The 15,633-nt window shown below is 72.9% G+C and carries 16 protein-coding genes; 9 read left to right on the top strand and 7 right to left on the bottom strand.

The features are described 5' to 3' along the window. Positions 1-138 precede the first annotated feature (138 nt). The 3 genes from ACWD38_RS00685 to ACWD38_RS00675 all read left to right on the top strand — a co-directional run bounded on the left by ACWD38_RS00685 (position 139) and on the right by ACWD38_RS00675 (position 3,947). Entirely contained in the window at positions 139-987 is an 849-nt protein-coding gene (locus ACWD38_RS00685) for an NmrA family NAD(P)-binding protein (RefSeq protein ID WP_184479264.1), read from the top strand. Between the two features lie 39 nt (positions 988-1,026). Beyond that, complete coding sequence (locus ACWD38_RS00680; RefSeq protein WP_450123011.1) at positions 1,027-2,283, top strand: epoxide hydrolase family protein; 1,257 nt, start codon at positions 1,027-1,029, stop codon at positions 2,281-2,283. Between the two features lie 446 nt (positions 2,284-2,729). Then, positions 2,730-3,947 carry a hypothetical protein gene (locus ACWD38_RS00675; RefSeq protein ID WP_450123010.1) on the top strand — a complete coding sequence of 406 codons (1,218 nt, stop codon included), beginning with the start codon at positions 2,730-2,732 and terminating at the stop codon, positions 3,945-3,947. Positions 3,948-3,951: 4 nt separating this feature from the next. Here the strand turns inward: ACWD38_RS00675 and ACWD38_RS00670 are convergent, their stop codons facing one another. Next, the gene (locus ACWD38_RS00670) at positions 3,952-4,833 is read right to left on the bottom strand and encodes a helix-turn-helix transcriptional regulator (protein WP_450123009.1); all 882 of its coding nucleotides are present in this window, start codon (positions 4,831-4,833) and stop codon (positions 3,952-3,954) included. A gap of 131 nt (positions 4,834-4,964) precedes the next feature. Between ACWD38_RS00670 and ACWD38_RS00665 the strand changes: the two genes are divergently transcribed. The 4 genes from ACWD38_RS00665 (at position 4,965) to ACWD38_RS00650 (ending at position 10,534) form a co-directional block, all read left to right on the top strand. After that, positions 4,965-6,434 (top strand): aldehyde dehydrogenase family protein, encoded by a 1,470-nt coding sequence (locus tag ACWD38_RS00665; RefSeq protein WP_450123008.1) that lies wholly within the window; start codon positions 4,965-4,967, stop codon positions 6,432-6,434. 232 nt (positions 6,435-6,666) lie between these two features. After that, positions 6,667-8,115, top strand: a complete 1,449-nt coding sequence (locus tag ACWD38_RS00660; RefSeq protein ID WP_450123007.1) for an amidase — start codon at positions 6,667-6,669, stop codon at positions 8,113-8,115. Positions 8,116-8,185: 70 nt separating this feature from the next. Next, on the top strand, positions 8,186-9,160 hold the full coding sequence (locus ACWD38_RS00655; protein WP_450123006.1) for a phosphotransferase: 975 nt from the start codon (positions 8,186-8,188) through the stop codon (positions 9,158-9,160). A gap of 177 nt (positions 9,161-9,337) precedes the next feature. After that, entirely contained in the window at positions 9,338-10,534 is a 1,197-nt protein-coding gene (locus ACWD38_RS00650; RefSeq protein ID WP_450123005.1) for an amidohydrolase family protein, read from the top strand. A 9-nt stretch (positions 10,535-10,543) separates the two neighbouring features. On the opposite strand, the gene ACWD38_RS00645 is transcribed toward ACWD38_RS00650, so the two are convergent. The 3 genes from ACWD38_RS00645 to ACWD38_RS00635 form a co-directional block, all read right to left on the bottom strand. Then, on the bottom strand, positions 10,544-11,068 hold the full coding sequence (locus ACWD38_RS00645; RefSeq protein WP_450123004.1) for a DnaJ family domain-containing protein: 525 nt from the start codon (positions 11,066-11,068) through the stop codon (positions 10,544-10,546). Positions 11,069-11,197: 129 nt separating this feature from the next. Further along, positions 11,198-11,950, bottom strand: a complete 753-nt coding sequence (locus tag ACWD38_RS00640) for an SDR family oxidoreductase (protein WP_184479256.1) — start codon at positions 11,948-11,950, stop codon at positions 11,198-11,200. Further along, the gene (locus ACWD38_RS00635) at positions 11,947-12,372 is read right to left on the bottom strand and encodes a VOC family protein (RefSeq protein WP_184479255.1); all 426 of its coding nucleotides are present in this window, start codon (positions 12,370-12,372) and stop codon (positions 11,947-11,949) included. Before ACWD38_RS00635 ends, ACWD38_RS00640 begins: the two co-directional genes overlap by 4 nt. 65 nt (positions 12,373-12,437) lie before the next feature. Between ACWD38_RS00635 and ACWD38_RS00630 the strand changes: the two genes are divergently transcribed. Then, on the top strand, positions 12,438-13,118 hold the full coding sequence (locus tag ACWD38_RS00630) for a GntR family transcriptional regulator (RefSeq protein ID WP_184479254.1): 681 nt from the start codon (positions 12,438-12,440) through the stop codon (positions 13,116-13,118). A gap of 17 nt (positions 13,119-13,135) precedes the next feature. Here ACWD38_RS00630 and ACWD38_RS00625 read toward each other — a convergent pair whose 3' ends face one another. Further along, positions 13,136-13,717, bottom strand: coding sequence for an isochorismatase family protein (locus ACWD38_RS00625; RefSeq protein WP_184479253.1), 582 nt, complete (start codon positions 13,715-13,717; stop codon positions 13,136-13,138). 135 nt (positions 13,718-13,852) lie between these two features. Beyond that, a complete protein-coding gene (locus ACWD38_RS00620) occupies positions 13,853-14,326 on the bottom strand; it encodes a GNAT family N-acetyltransferase (RefSeq protein ID WP_221315811.1) in 474 nt (157 codons plus the stop codon). A gap of 134 nt (positions 14,327-14,460) precedes the next feature. Between ACWD38_RS00620 and ACWD38_RS00615 the strand changes: the two genes are divergently transcribed. Then, complete coding sequence (locus ACWD38_RS00615) at positions 14,461-14,784, top strand: GNAT family N-acetyltransferase (RefSeq protein WP_184479252.1); 324 nt, start codon at positions 14,461-14,463, stop codon at positions 14,782-14,784. Positions 14,785-14,791: 7 nt separating this feature from the next. Here the strand turns inward: ACWD38_RS00615 and ACWD38_RS00610 are convergent, their stop codons facing one another. Beyond that, on the bottom strand, positions 14,792-15,619 hold the full coding sequence (locus tag ACWD38_RS00610; protein ID WP_184479251.1) for a helix-turn-helix transcriptional regulator: 828 nt from the start codon (positions 15,617-15,619) through the stop codon (positions 14,792-14,794). Positions 15,620-15,633: the final 14 nt, after the last annotated feature.

Genomic DNA, 15,633 nt, shown 5'->3' with positions numbered 1-15,633 from the left:
GCGCCTCTCCTCTCCGCGATCGGCAATTTGACCCGCTGGGTCAGTTTACCTATCGTCACCGGCGGCACAAACCTGACCTGGCTGGTCAACTTGAGCTCCGCCGTGGCGGGTCCGGACACGCGAGAAGAGGTCACGAGCATGATCGTCGTCACCGGCGCCACCGGCACCCTCAACGGAGCGACCGTCGAACACCTCCTGCGGCGGGTCCCGGCCGACCAGATCGGCGTCAGCGCGCGCGACGTCACCAAGGCGCGGCACTTCGCCGACCGCGGCGTGCGCGTGCGACAGGGCTCCTACGACGACCCGGTCGCGCTGCGCGACTCCTTCGCCGGCGCCGAGCAGGTGCTCCTGGTCAGCTCCAGCGACCTGGCGGCCGACGTGGTCGGCCAGCACCGCACCGCGATCGACGCCGCGGTCGCCGCCGGTGCCCGGCGGATCCTCTACACCAGCCAGCGAGGGGCAGTCGGCAGCCCTTACCTGCCTGCCGCCGTCCACGCCGCCACCGAAGCGAGCCTCGCCGAGTCCGGAGTCGCCTGGACCGCGCTGCGCTGCGGCTTCTTCGGCGACTTCGGGGCGCTGCTCGGCCCCTGGCGGCAGACCGGCGTGATCGCCCAACCGGCCGACGGCCCCCTCCCGTGGACCGATCGCGGAGACCTGGGCGAGGCCGCGGCGGCCATCCTGGCGGGCGAGCGCACGTTCGACGGCCCGGTCGCGCTGTCGGCCCCGGCCGTCACCCTCGACGACTTCGCCGGGATCGCCTCCGAACTCACCGGGCGCACCGTCGAACGCGTCGTCGTCGACGACGAGCGGTGGACCGCGGAGCAGATCGCCGACGGCACTCCGGAGTTCGCAGCCCGGATGCAGCTCGCCCTGTTCCAAGCCGCCCGCGAAGGTCATTTCGCGGGAAGCGCTCCAGTGCTCGGCGAGTTGCTCGGTCGCGCGCCACGGACCGCCGCCGAACAACTCGCCGAGCACATCACGATCTGACGGGAACTCAGGGCGGTCGGCCGTGCCGCAGGAGAAGATGTGGAGATCAACTCGTCCTACTCCGCTGAGGACCACGCCATGACGCCGCATGCCACCGCGATCCACGTTCCCGACGACGTCCTCGACGACCTGCGCGCCCGCCTCGGCGCGACCCGGTCACCGCTGGACGAGGGCAACGAGGACTGGTCCTACGGCGTCCCGGCCGGCTACCTGCGGGACCTGGTGGAGTACTGGCGCGACGGCTACGACTGGCGAGCCGCCGAAGCCGCGATCAACGCCTACGAGCACTACGAGGCGACCGTCTCGGGCGTGCCCGTGCACTTCATGCGCAAACTCGGGCGCGGCCCCGCCCCGATCCCGCTGATCCTCACCCACGGCTGGCCGTGGACGTTCTGGCACTGGTCGAAGGTGATCGACCCGCTCGCCGACCCGGCCGCGTCCGGCGGTGACCCCGCCGACGCGTTCGACGTGATCGTGCCCTCGCTGCCCGGGTTCGGTTTCCCCGGCCCGCTGACCGGTTTCCCGGACGTCAACTTCTGGAAGGTCGCCGACCTCTGGCACGTGCTGATGACCGAGACCCTGGGCTACGAGCGCTACGCCGCCGGGGGCTGCGACATCGGCGGGATCATCTCCAGCCAGCTCGGCCACAAGTACGCCGACGAGCTCTACGGCATCCACATCGGTTCCGGGCTGCCGCTGGACTTCTTCACCGGACCCAGGGCCTGGGACTTCGCCCGCAACCGGCCGCTGTCCGACGACCAGCCCGTCGACGTCCGCGCCCGCCTCGTCGAACTGGACCGCCGGTCGGCGTCGCACCTGGCCGTGCACATGCTCGACGGCGCCACCCTCGCCCACGGACTCAGCGACTCCCCCGCCGGATTGCTCGCATGGCTGCTGGAGCGCTGGAACTCCTGGAGCGACAACGGCGGCGACGTCGAGTCCGTGTTCAGCAAGGACGACCTGCTCACCCACGCCACGATCTACTGGGTGAACAACTCCATCGCCACCTCGATGCGCTACTACGCCAACGCCAACCGCCACCCCTGGGCTCCCGCGCACGACCGCAGCCCGGTCGTGCAGGCACCGGTCGGCCTCACCTTCGTCACCTACGAGAACCCGCCCGGCATCCGCACCGCGGCCGAGCGGGTCCGGGCGTTCGAGAACAGCCCGCAGGCCGCCTGGTTCAACCACGTCAACGCCACCGCCCACGAGCGCGGCGGTCACTTCATCCCCTGGGAGAACCCCGAGGCCTGGGTGGAAGACCTGCGCCGCACCTTCCGCAGCCGCAGGCCTTGAGCGGTCTCGCAGCCTGATTCTTTTCGTCACCGTGACTTAAGTGTCCGGTGGGCATGATCGTTTCGCTGACGTGCCCAAGTTCGCCCGATGGCGCTCTCGGCGCCCGTACCCCTGCGGCTACCCGCTGCCTCTGGCTTGATCGCCATGTCGCGGCCGGGTGCCACGCCGGGGCGATTCACTTGCGCACCCCGATAGCCCCCGCTGCCCTTCCGCTCTCCGGATCAGCCGGGCGGCTGTCCGTTTTGCACTATTGCAAGCCCTCGACTCGACGGCTCGACCCTAAGATCCCACTATATCCATAATCCTGGTTATCCATATGGTGTCGATCGGAATCCCCAGGAGTTTGGTTTAGGTTTTAAAACTCTAACCTGGTGTTATGATTCGCAACTGAAGATCATGGTTTTGATGCTTTCCGCAGGTGAATCGGATGAGAGGGGCGCGCAAAGATGGAGCAGTCGCCGGACGTGGCGGAGGGAACCGGCGAGGGCGAGGAGGACCGCCCGGAAGCGCCGGTGCGGCGGGGAACGCGGGCGCAGCGGCGGGAGCGGACGCTGCGCGCGATGGCCGAAGGGCTCGACGCCCACTGCGCCTACTGCGGAGAACCGCTGCCCCCGGTGCCGTCCAAGGGCGGGCGGCCCACGCCCTACTGCCCCGCCGACTCCGACCGCTACGGCAACTGGGGCGCGAAGACGATCACGTGCGCGATGCTCGACGAGCAGCGCGAGATCTGGATGCAGGTCTACGGCCCGGACCAGCCGATGACGAAGGTCGACCTCGGTGGCCTCCGGGACCGGCTGGCCGACCTCAAGGGTGCGCTCGCGCCGGTGCACGACGAGATCGCCGGTCTCGAACAGCTCGCCACCGCCGAGCTGGCCCGAGCGCTCGACGCACGCCAGGAAGCCGAGACCGCGCGCACCGACGCGCAGGACACCGCTCGCGCGGCCGTCGCCGAACGCGACGAAGCGCTCTCGGCCGCGCAGCAGGCCGACGCGCGGGCCGAAGCGGCCACCGCCGAACGGGACGAGGCCGTGGAGCGCGCGACGCACGCCGGCCAGGAACGCGATCAGGCACTCGCGGATCGCGACGCCGCGCGCGACGAGACCACCCGCGCCGGGGCGGACCGGCAGGCCGCGCTGGAGCAGGCCACCACCGCCCAGCAGCACATCACCGAACTGCACAACGCCCTCGCCGGCGAGCGCGCCACGGCGCTCGACCGCGTCGACGTGCTGCGCCGGGAGCACGAGCAGGCCCAGCAGGAGTTGCGCCGGGAACTCGACGAGCACCACCAGCAGCGGCTGCGCGCGCAGGCCGACGAGTTCACCCAGCGGATGCAGGCGGACCGTTCGGCGGCCGAGGGACGCGTCGGGGAACTCACCGACCGGCTCACCGAGGCGACCCGCTCCTACGCCGACGCTCTAGCCCCGCTGCACGAGCAGATCCGAGTGCTCACCCACGACCTCGCAGACCAGCGCGCCACCGCTGCCGCGGCCCACGAGCGGTTCGGGCGGCTGCACGGCGAACTGGCCGATGTCCTCGTGTCCGACGCCGAGGACGTGGCCGACCGCGCCCGCTCCGTGCTGGAGCGCTACGCCCCGCAGCAGCCCACACCGGAAACCGGGCGTGCGCAGGAGACCCCGGCGGCTCCGCCTGGCGAGGAGCGGTGACCGCTCAGAGCCGCGTGCCCACCTGGCGGGCCGAGGCCGGTGCGGGTTCGGTGCTGAGCAGGCTGGCCAGCGCGCGGAGCCGCTCGTCATCGGCGGAACCGGGGACCGCGGTGTAGGCGATCAGCGTGGGGCCGGGACGGCCGGGCAGCGGGTAGGCGTCCCAGTCGAGAGTCATGGCCCCGGCCTGGGGGTGGTGGAAGACCTTGCGGCCGCGGGTCTTCTCCCGCACGTCGTGGCGGGCCCACAACTTCGGGAACCGCGGGCCGCGCACGCTCAGCTCACCGACCAGTTCCTGCAGGCGCGGGTGATCGGGGTCGGTGGCCGCGGCGGCGCGCAGCATCCCGATGTACTCGATCGCGCTGGCCTCCCAGTCGGGGCACACCTGCGGGGCGTCGGGGTTGAGGAAGATCGCGCGCAGCACGTTGCGTTCAGCGGCGGGCACCGCGTCCAAACCGCCGAAGAGGCTGCCTGCCAGCGCGTTCCACGCCAGCACGTCGAGGTGGCTGCTCAGCACGAGCGCCGGTCCGGTCATGGTGTGCAGCAATCGGCGGGTCGTGTCCGGGACGTGTTCGCGCGTGCGGCGTCGCGCCGCGGCGGGGCGCCGCACCGCTCGGCCGAGCATGTGCAGGTGCCGGGTCTCGTCCTCGGTCAGATCCAGGGCGCGGGCGAGCGCGTCGAGCACGTGATCGGACGGCCGGACGTCCCTGCCCTGCTCGATGCGCTGGTAGTAATCCGTGCTGACCCCGGCCAGCATCGCCAGTTCCTCGCGGCGCAGGCCGGTGACCTTGCGTCCGCTGCCGGGCTCCAAGCCGAGGTCCGCCGGGCGCACCCGGCCGCGGCGGGTGCGCAGGAACTCGGCGAGCTGATGTGCCCGTGTGCCGACCATGTCCCCATCTGCCGCAGCCGCGCCGGGCCGGGTGGGACTGCGATTCCCAGGGACTCGCGCAACGCCCCGGTTCCGGCCGGTCGCGGTGAAGCTCGAACCGACCAGAGATCGGCACCATCCTGGAGGTTCCCATGTCCACGTCCGCCACCCGCCCTCGTCCCGCGCTGCTCGACGAGGACCCGCTCGGTTTCCTCATCGACGGGCGTCGGCAGCGGCCCCGTTCACCGGAGACGTTCCCGACCGTGGACCCGGCCACCGAGCAGGTCCTCACCCGGCTCGGCGTCGCGGGCCCCGACGAAGTCGACGAGGCGGTGCGGTCGGGCCGCCGGGCGTTCGAGACCTGGTCGGCGGTGTCCCCGCAGCACCGGGCGGCGGTGCTGTCGCGCATCGCCGACGTGGTCGAGGCCCACCGCGAGGAGCTCGCGGTGCTGGATTCCCTGGACATGGGTGCGCCGCTGGCGCTCTCGCGCGGCATGGTCGAGCACGCGGTGGAGGTCTACCGGCACTACGCGGGCTGGCCGACGAAGCTGATCGGGCACACCACCCCGGCCGGTCCCGGCAGGCTGCACTACACGCTGCGCCAGCCGATCGGGGTGGTCGCGGCGATCATCGCTTGGAACGGCCCGGCGCTGCAGACGTCGTGGAAGCTGGCTCCGGCGCTGGCAGCGGGCAACACCGTGGTGCTCAAGCCCTCCGAGCACGGTTCGCTCTCGGCGCTGCGGCTGGCGCAGCTGCTCACCGACGTCGACCTGCCCGCCGGAGTGGTCAACGTGATCACCGGGCTCGGCGCGAGCACCGGGCAGGCGCTGATCGGCCACCCGGGCGTGGACAAGGTCTCGTTCACCGGTTCCGGCCCGGTGGGCAAGCAGGTGCTGCGCACCTCGGCCGACACGCTCAAGCGGGTCGGCCTGGAACTGGGCGGGAAGTCCCCGTTCATCGTGTTCCCGGACGCCGATCTGGACGCCGCCGCCACCGCGGCCGCAGCCGCGTTCTGCATGGGTACCGGCCAGGGGTGCGTGGCCGGCACCCGCATCCTCGTGCACCAGGACGTGCGCGCACGGTTCGGGGAGCTGCTGCGCGCGGCGATGGAGCGGTTCGTGCCGGGCGACCCGTTCGACCCGGCCACGACGCTGGGGCCGCTGGCCTTCCGCGCGCATTGGGAGCGGGTCACCGGCTACGTCGACCTCGCCCGCGCCGAGGGCGCCACCATCAGCACCGGCGGGCACCGCCTGCCGCGGCCGGGTCTGTTCGTCGCGCCGACGCTGCTGGAGGACGTGCGCACCGACATGCGCGTCGCGCAGGAGGAGATCTTCGGCCCGGTCGCGGCGCTGCTGAGCTTCACCGACACCGCGCAGGCCGTGCGGCTGGCCGACGACACCCGCTACGGGCTGGCCGCGTCGGTGTGGACGCGGGACGTGTCGCTCGCGCACCGGGTCAGCGCCGAGCTGCGCGCGGGCACGGTCTGGGTGAACACCTGGGGTGCGATGGCGCCCGGCACGGCCCCGTTCGGCGGTTTCAAGGAGTCCGGGATCGGCCGCGAACACGGTCCGGACGCGCTGCTGGCCTACACCGAGACCAAGACCGTCATGCTCGAACTCTGAGCGGAGCTGGGCGGGTCGGTGCCTTCAGCGGCGTCTCCGCCGGGGGCACCGGGTAGCGCGGGGAGACGCCGCGCCAGCGCGAATCCTCCTGGCCGGACACCGTCATCTGCACGAGGCGAGGCTCAGCCGAACACCTGCCCGCCCTGGTGGCACGCCTGCCTCCCGACCTGCGTTTTTCCTTGTGCAACGCGGGATTTCGTGCCCTTCGCGCAAGGCCGCTAGCTTCGGATCCGTGGAGTGGAACCAGCAGTCGGCCGAAGCGGTCCTGGCCGCGTTGCGCGCCGGTGAAGTGAGCTCGGCGGAGCTGACCGAGGAGGCCATCTCCCGCATCGAGCGGGACGACGAGGTGATCAACGCGATCTGCGTGCCGGACTTCGACGGGGCGCGCGCCGCCGCGCACCGGGCCGACCGGGCGCGCGCCCGCGGCGAGGACCGGCCCCTGCTCGGTGTTCCGATGACGGTCAAGGAGTCCTACGACGTCGCCGGAATGCCCACGACCTGGGGAATGCCGCCACACCGGGACCACGTGCCGGCCGAGGACGCGGTGCAGGTGTCGCGGATCAAGGCCGCCGGAGCGGTGGTGCTCGGCAAGACCAACGTGCCCCTGGGACTGCAGGACATCCAGACCTTCAACGAGATCTACGGCACCACTCGCAATCCGTGGGACCACGCCCGCACCCCGGGTGGGTCCTCCGGCGGATCGGCGGCGGCCTTGGCGTCGGGATTCGGCGCGCTGTCCCTCGGTTCCGACCTCGCCGGTTCGTTGCGCACCCCCGCGCACTTCTGCGGCGTCTACGCGCACAAGCCGACCGTCGGGCTGGCGGCGACCCGCGGCATGGTCGCGCCGACGGCACCGCCCTTGCCGGTCGACCTCGACCTGGCCGTCGTCGGCCCGATGGCGCGCACCGCCCGCGACCTGGAACTGCTGCTCGACGTCATGGCCGGGCCGGACCCGCTGACGCTCGGCAAGGCGCACCACGTGCGGCTGCCGCCCGCGCGCCACGAGCAGCTCGGCGACTTCCGGGTCCTCGTCCTCGACGAGCACCCGTTCATGCCGACCGGGGCGGCGGTGCGAGCGGGCGTGGAGCGGGTGGCCGACGCGCTGGCCGACGGTGGCTGCCGCGTCGAACGGCGCAGCGAGCTGCTTCCCGATCCGGCCGAAGCCGCGATCCTCTACACGCAGCTGCAGTTCTCGGGGTCCGTCGCGCACTTCCCCGTCGACGACTACGAGCGGCTGCGGTCCCGTGCCGCCGGGCTCAGCGCGGACGATCAGAACCTGGAGGCGGCTCGGCTGCGCGGGATGGTGCTGAGCCACCGCGACTGGCTCCAGGTCAACGACCGCCGCGAGCTGCACCGCCTCGGCTGGCGGCGGCTGTTCTGCGAGTTCGACGCCGTGGTGTGCCCGATCACGCCGACTCCCGCGTTCCCGCACGACCACGCCCCGGATGCGCTGGCGCGCCGCATCGACGTCGACGGCGTCGAGCACCCGTACTTCGACCAGCTCGTCTGGGCGGGGGTGGCCACGATGCCCGGCCTGCCCGCCACGGCCGTGCCGGCGGGCCGGTCTCCCGAGGGGCTGCCGGTGGGCGTGCAGCTGATCGGTCCGATGTTCGAGGACCGCACCCCGCTGCGGCTGGCCGACCTGCTGGAGCAGGTGATCGGCGGTTTCCAGGTGCCGTAGGGCTCGGCCGTCGACGATCGAGGTGAAAATGCGTCGCGGTGCGGGAGCCGCGGGTGCCACCATCACCGGCATGTCCGCTTTCATGACCTCCGATCGGCTCGCCGAGCGCACGGCACGGGCTCGCGCCGCCGCAGTGGCAGCGGGGCGCGACCTGGGATGGGACGTGAGTGCGGCGACCGTGCTGCACGACGTGTTCTCCGTGGTCGTGCACCTCGCGCCGTCCCCGGTGGTCGTGCGGGTCCCCACCGTGCTGCCGCGCCACGTGGACGCCGAGCAGCAGTCCGCGCAGCAGCGGGTCGAGCTGGACGTGGCGGCGTGGCTGGCCGAGCAGGGCGTCCCGGTGATCCCGCCGAGTCCACTGGTGGCGCGGGAACCGGTGCTGCGCGACGGGTTCTCGATGACGTTCTGGGAGTTCGTCGAGGTCGATCACGACGCCGAGCCCGATTACGCGCGCCGGTGCGGCTCGACCGCCGAGCTGCACGCGGCGTTGCGCGACTATCCGGGTGAGCTGCCGTTCCTGTCGGCGGCGGATCCGAGGATGGTCACCGACGCGCTGGCCGACCTCGCCGCCTACCCGGAGTTGATCACGGCGGTGGATCTCGACCGCGCTCGCCGCGAGTGGGAGGTCCTGGGGCCGGTGGTCGGCTCGCGGGCGGAGTTCGAGGCGGCGTTCCCCGGCGTGGAGTTGCAGGTGATCCACGGGGACGCTCCGGCGGTCAACATCGTGCCCACGTCGGGCGGTGAGCTGTTCTCCGATTTCGAACTGGCCACGCTCGGCCCGGTCGAGTGGGATCTGGCGTCGTTCGGCCCGGAGGGCGAAGCCGTCTACGAGAAGGAGGCGCGGCGACGTGGGTTGCGCGGGCTGGACGAGCGGGTGCTGCGGTTCGTCAACGCGGTGGGCATGCTGCGGGCCGTGTCGTGCCTGGCGCTCGCGCCGCAGTTGCCGATGCTCGCGGACGCGGTGGGTCCGGCCGTCGAGCACTGGCGCGCGACGCCCTTCGCCGGTGGCCTCGACGAGCTGCTGACCGGTTCACCCCGCGGTTGAGCGGTTCTCCGGTGTGAACGAATCCGGCCGGGCGAGCCACCCGTGATCGGTAAGGTCCGGTGATCAGCGGCCGATCGAATTGCGTCACCGCGATGTTCCTCTTCGCGGGCGCCCGGTGGATCTTGCCGGTGCCGGGGTGCTTCGCGGATCGGCCGCGACGGTGCTGGGAGGCGGAGCGTGCTGCGACTGATCACGGCGGACCGGGTGTTGCCCGGCCCCGAAGGCGAGTGCGTCGAGGACGGTGCGGTGCTCGTCGACGGCACCCGTGTCGTGGCGGTCGGGCCGTGCCGGGAAGTGCTGGCGCTGGCCCCGGAAGGGACGGGACGGCAGCACTTCGACGGCGCGACCGTGCTACCGGGGCTGGTCAACGCGCACGTGCACCTCGCGTTCGACGAGACCTCGGCCGATGCGGCGGCGCTGGTGGAAACCGTGCGCACGGCGTCGGACGAGTCGTTGCGCCACGCGATGGGGCGGCGCGCGCTGGCGGCCCTGCGCTCGGGCGTGACGACGCTGCGGGACTGCGGTGATCGCGGTGGGCTGGCCGCGCGGGTGCGCGACGACATCACCGCCGGTGCCGCGCGCGGCCCGCGCATCGTGGCGACCGGGCCGCCGCTGACGGTTCCCGGTGGGCACTGCTGGTTCCTCGGCGCGGCCGCCGGCTCCGACCGCGGCATCCGCGATCAGGTGCGGCGCAACGCGGAACTCGGCGTCGACATGATCAAGGTGATGGCCTCCGGCGGGCAGATCACGCCGCACTCCCCGCCGAGCTGGACCTCCCAATTCGACCGCGATCAGCTGCGGGTCCTGGTGGCGGAGGCGGAGCGGCTGGGGTTGCCGGTCGCCGCGCACGCCCACGGCACCGAGGCGATCCGGGACGCCGTGGCCGCGGGTGCGCGCACCATCGAGCACTGCTCCTGGATGACGGGTCAGCGCAGCGTGCGGCGTGATCCCGCGACCGCCGCCGAGATGGCCGCCCGGGGTGTGCGCGCGTGCGCGGCGTCGTCGCGGAACTGGCGCACGATCATCGAGAAGTTGCCGCCTGAGGTGGCCGAGCAGGTCTACGGGCGGCTCCCGTGGATGGCCGAGCGGGGCGTCGACCTCATCACCGGCACCGACGCGGGACTTCCCGGCAGCCCGTTCGACGACCTGGCCGGGGCTCTGGAGCTCTACGCGCACCTCGGGTTCGCGCCGGGTCGCATCCTGGAGATGGCGACGGTCTCCAGTGCCGCCGCGCTCGGCCTCGGCGAGGTCACGGGGCGGCTGGCGGCGGGCCGGGACGCCGATGTGCTGGTCGTGCACGGCGATCCGCGTGCCGATCTCGGCGCGCTCGCCGACGTGCGCCTGGTGCTGGCGCGAGGAGCCGTCGTCGACTGACCAGGGCGCTCAGGGGCGGGTGCGAGCCGGGAAGCGGGTGGTGCCGCGCAGGTAGCGGGTGAACCGCCGCCACCGCCCGTCGCGCTCGACCGGCCGGTTCTGGACGGGCGGGGTGGGCGTTCGGCCGGTGGCGGCGCGGTCGTCGCGCCAGCGGGCGACGAGGTCGTCGACGCGCACGGTCGCGATGGGCACTTGCGGCCCGGACGGGGTGCGCAGCCAGGCGACGATGCGGCGGTTGAGGTCGTCGGCGACGTCGCGGACGGCCTGTTCGGTGGGTAGTTCGCGCGCGGTCTCCGGCAGCCGCTCGATCTCCTTGCGCAGTTGCAGCGGAGTCGGTAGCAGCGCTTCGCGGGAGAGGCCTTCGCGTTCGACGTAGCCCTTGACCCACCACAGCTCGTCGTGCGGTTGCCCGGCGCCGGGCAGCGGTTTCCCGGTGCCTTCGAGGTCGTTGAAGTCGCCGCGTTCCTGCGCCACCCGGATCTGGCGGTCGATCCACGACTCGAAGGTCATGCCGAGCGGTTTGCGTTCGGTCATGGCTGGCTCCTGCCGACGCTGCGGGATTCCGTCGCGCTCGCCGCCCCGGCCGGGTTCGGCGGCCACGGCCGAGGATACCGGGCGCGCGGCCCGCGCCACGGCGCCGCGAGGCACCACGGCCGTGGTGAATCAGGTGCGCAGGTAGGACGCTCCGTTGACGTCGAGCACGGCGCCGGAGGACCAGGTCGCCTCCGGGGACGCGAGGTAGACCACGGCGGAGGCGACCTCCTCGGGTGCGGCGACGCGGCGGAACGGGCTCTGGGCGCGGATGTCCTCGCCTTGCCGCCCGGCGAGCCGGTCGGTGACGCGCTCGGTGTCGACGAACCCCGGTGCGACGGAAGCGACGCCGATACCGTGCGGGCCCAATGCGACCGCCAGGGATTGGCCGAGCGCGTGCAGGGCGGCCTTGCTCGCGGCGTAGGCCGGGTGGTCGGGTTCGCCGCGGAAGGCGCCGCGCGAGCCGACGTTGACGATGCGGCCTTCGGCGCCCCGCCCGATGAGGTGCGCGGCGACCTGGTGGCTCAGGTTCGCCGCGCCCAGCAGGTTCACCTCGACGGTGGAGCGCCACGCGTCCTGCCAGTCGGCGTAGGAGGTGGTGGCCGGCGGGTGCGGGGTCATCACGGCCGCGTTGTTGACCAGGACGTCGAGCGCGCCGAGCCCGGTGACGGCGTCGGCGACGAGCCGTTGGACCTGGCCGGGGTCGGCGATGTCGGCGCGCAGCAGCACGTGCCCGGTCCCGGGCAGCTCCCGCACGGTGCGGGCGGCGTCGTCGGGGCGGGAGGAGCAGTGCACGGCGACGCGGTCGCCTGCGGTGGCGAACGCGGTGGCGATGGCGCGGCCGATGCCGCGGGAGGCCCCGGTGACCAGGACGCCGCGGCTCACCGGGCGAACACCTGCGCTTCGTCGCGGAACGCCTTGAACTCCAGCGCGTTGCCCGCGGGGTCGAGCAGGAACATCGTCCACTGCTCGCCCGGTTGCCCGGCGAAGCGCAGGTAGGGCTCGATGACGAACTCGGTGCCCGCGGCGCGCAGCCGGTCGGCGAGCACGTGGAAGTCCTCGGTGGCCAGCAGCAGCCCGAAGTGCGGCACCGGTACGTCGTGGCCGTCGACGGGGTTGTGCCCGGTGGCGCCGCGGTGGCCGTCGACGACGTGGGTGACGAGCTGGTGCCCGTGGAAGTTCCAATCCACCCACGCGTCCGCGCTGCGTCCTCGGTCGAGGCCGAGGACGTCGCCGTAGAAGGCGCGGGCGCGGTCGAGGTCGTCGACCGGGATGGCGAGGTGGAAGGCGGGGCGGGTCGAGGTCATGGCGACTCCGTTCGCTGGACTCCCGCCACCTTGACCCGACCATGTCCTGATGTCAACATTCGAACATGGAATCGTCGTTGGGTTCGATCCGCACCGCGCAGCGCCGCGGCCTGGCCGACGAGGCCGCCGACCGCGTCCGGGAGGCGATCTTCGCCGGAGTGGTCGCGCCGGGCGACCCGCTGCGCGAGGTGGAGCTGGCGTCATCGCTGGACATCAGCCGGGGCGCGGTGCGCGAAGGGCTCGCGGTGCTGGCCCGGGAAGGGCTGGTGCGCAGCGGCTGGCACCGCGGCACCAAGGTCATCGAGGTCACCGCGGCCGACGCCGAGGAGGTCTACGCGTTGCGGGCCGCGCTGGAACGGCTCGCGGTGCGCTCGGCCTCGGGCCGCGCCACCGCCGACGACTGCGCCGAACTCGACGCCCAGGTCGACGTCATCGCCGCCGAACTCACCGCGGGCGCCGAGGTGGGACGCCTGCTGGCGCTGGACATCGACTTCCACGACCGGATCTACCGCTTGGCGGGCAATCAGCGGTTGCTGGCGGCGTGGCAGGCGATCCGGTCGCAGATCTACCTGTTCCAGCTCACCCGCGTGCGGCTCGGCGACGAGCAGTACCGCGAGATCGTCGTCGCCGAGCACCGCGAGCTGGTGCGGTTGCTGCGCGCCGGGCACGACTCGTTGGAGCAGGCCGCCGAGGACCACGTGCGCGACGCGGGCCGCAGCCTCATCGCCGCCCTCGCGCAGCGGTGATCCCCTACCCCGGCGCGTCAGCGGGTGTCGGCGAGCACGTCCAGGATCTGCGCGGTGGTGCCGCTCTCGCCGAGGCGCGGGAAGATCCGCTCGATGCTGTTGCGGTGCGCGTCGGCGTCGAGGTCGGTCATGGCGTCGGTGGCGAGGGTGACGTGGTAGCCGTGCTCGTGGGCGGCGCGGGCGGTGGATTCCACGCCGAGGCTGGTGGCGATGCCGCCGAGCACGACCTGGGTGATGCCGCGCCGCCGTAGCTGCACGTCGAGGTCGGTGCCGTGGAACGCGCCCCAGTTGCGCTTGGTCACGACGACGTCCTCGGGGTGCCCGGCGAGTTCGTCGACGATCACGTCCCACCCTTCGGGCGGCGTCCCGGAGCGTCCGGGGGCGTCGGTGCGGCCCGGTGCGGCGTCGGCACCGTCGGCGGCGAAGCTGACCCGCACGAGCACGACCAGGAGGCCGTGGCCGCGGAACGCCTCGGCCAGTTCCGCCGAGCGGGTCACGACCTCATCGGTGGAGCGGGGCGTGCCGGGCGCGCCGGTGATGCCGCTCTGCAGGTCGACGAGCACCAGCGCCGCGCGCGGATCGATCGTGCTGACGGGCATGGGGTTCCTCCAGGGATGTGATCGTCGTGCACCGGCCCGAACCTCGAGCACCCGCCGCGGTCGGCCGGTGGATCATCGGCGAGGCGCCGGCCGACCGCCAGCGGACTTCGCCATCGGAGACCGTATTCGTCGCGTTCAACCCCACCGCCCGCGGATGGCGTTCGACGCTTCGTTTCGCGGATGAACGTGCGCGGTGAGCTCGACGACGCCGTGCGCGCCCAGCCACTCCACCATCGCTCGCGCGCCCTCACGCCCGTAGCCGTCACCCTGGTGATCATGTCCGACGACCCGGGCGAGCTCCGCGGTGATCCCTCGGGGCGGCCGGGACAGGGTGGCCTGGACGGTGCCGAGCAGCCGCCCGTCCGATCGTCGCCGCAGCATCCGGTTCAACCAGCCCCGCGTGCCGTCCGAGGACGAGCCGACCGCTTGCCGCCGGTACCGGGCCGCCAGCTCGGCGGGCGTGCACGGCGTGCCCCCGATCCACTCGTGCGGCCGCACGTCGTCGAAGACCGGCGCGGCTTCGCGCGCGTGCTCCACCCGCAGCAGTTCGAGCCGGAGCCGCGCCGTCATGATCGACGTGGCGAGGAGCCACTCCGCTGCTCCGGGCACGGGCGGGTCGTAGCGCCGGGCGCCCCTACCCAGATCGTTGCGGCGCGCCTCGCTCCCGGCGAGAACTCCGGGCCTCGCCGTTCACCGGAGGCGGAGATCTTCCGGTGCGGGGCGGGTGCTGGTAGAAGGGCGGGATGAGCGATCAGTCCGCAGCGCGGGTCACCGACCGGCCCGACCGCAGCCGCTTCGAGATCACCGTCGACGGCGTGCTCGCCGGATTCGCCGAGTACCGGCGGAGCCCGGGGCGGGTGGTGATCACCCACACCGAGGTCGACGACGCCCACCAGGGCCAGGGCTGGGCGGGGCGGCTCACCGCCGGGGCGCTCGACGCGGTGCGCGCCGAGGGGGCGCTGGTCACGCCGCTGTGCGAGTACACCGCCGCCTACATCGGCAAGCACCCGCAGTACCAGGACCTCGTCGACGACGGCGACCGGCTCGTCCCGCCGAGGTCCTCCTGACCCGAGCTCACCGGTGCGGCTCGCGGGTCGGCGCGTGGAGGCTGGTGAGCAGCGCCAACGCCTGCGCGCTGGGGGTGCCGGGTTCCGCGTGGTAGAGGATCAGCTGCTGGCCGGGGGCGCTGCGCACGTCGAACGCCTGGTAGGTCAGCGTGAGCGGGCCGACGTCGGGGTGGTGCAGGTGCTTGGGGTCCCCGGTTTTGCCGCGCACCGAATGCGACCCCCACAGGGCGCGGAACCGTTCGCTGGCGGCGCTGAGCTCGGCGACCAGGTCCGGTAGCGCCGGGTCCGCGTAGCCCTCCGCGATCCGCAGGTTGGCCACGACGACTTGCGCGGTCCAGTCCCACCGCGCGTAGAAGCGGCGCCCGGCGGGATCGAGGAAGGTCATCCGCGCGAGGTTGTCGACGCGCTCGAACGGGGAGAACAGGGCATCGGCGAGCGCGTTGGTGGCCAGCACGTCCAGCGTCCGGTCCAGCACGAGCGCCGGGGTGTGCGGGGAGGCGTCCATGAGTTGCCGCAGCTGCGGGCTCACGGTCGTCGGTGCCGGGTCGGGAGTGCCCGCCGGGGCGGTTCCGGCGAGCCGGTGCAGGTGGTCGCGGGCGTCGGCGTCGAGGTCCAGCGCGCGGCACAGCGCGTCGCAGACCTGGGCCGACGGGTGGGTTTCGCGGCCCTGCTCCAGCCGCGCGTAGTAGTCGGCGTTGACCCCGGCGAGCACCGCGACCTCTTCGCGGCGCAGGCCGGTGACCTTGCGCCGCCCGGCGTGCAGCACGCCCGCGTCATCAGGGGACCGCTGTGCGCGGCGGGCCCGCAGGAAAGCGCCCAGCTCACCACTGCTCATGTCCCTCAGCCTAG

The organism is Saccharopolyspora sp. NPDC002578 (genome assembly GCF_053592695.1).
The sequence above is the reverse complement of the archived record's forward strand: the minus strand, read 5'-3'. Positions and strand labels throughout refer to the sequence as shown.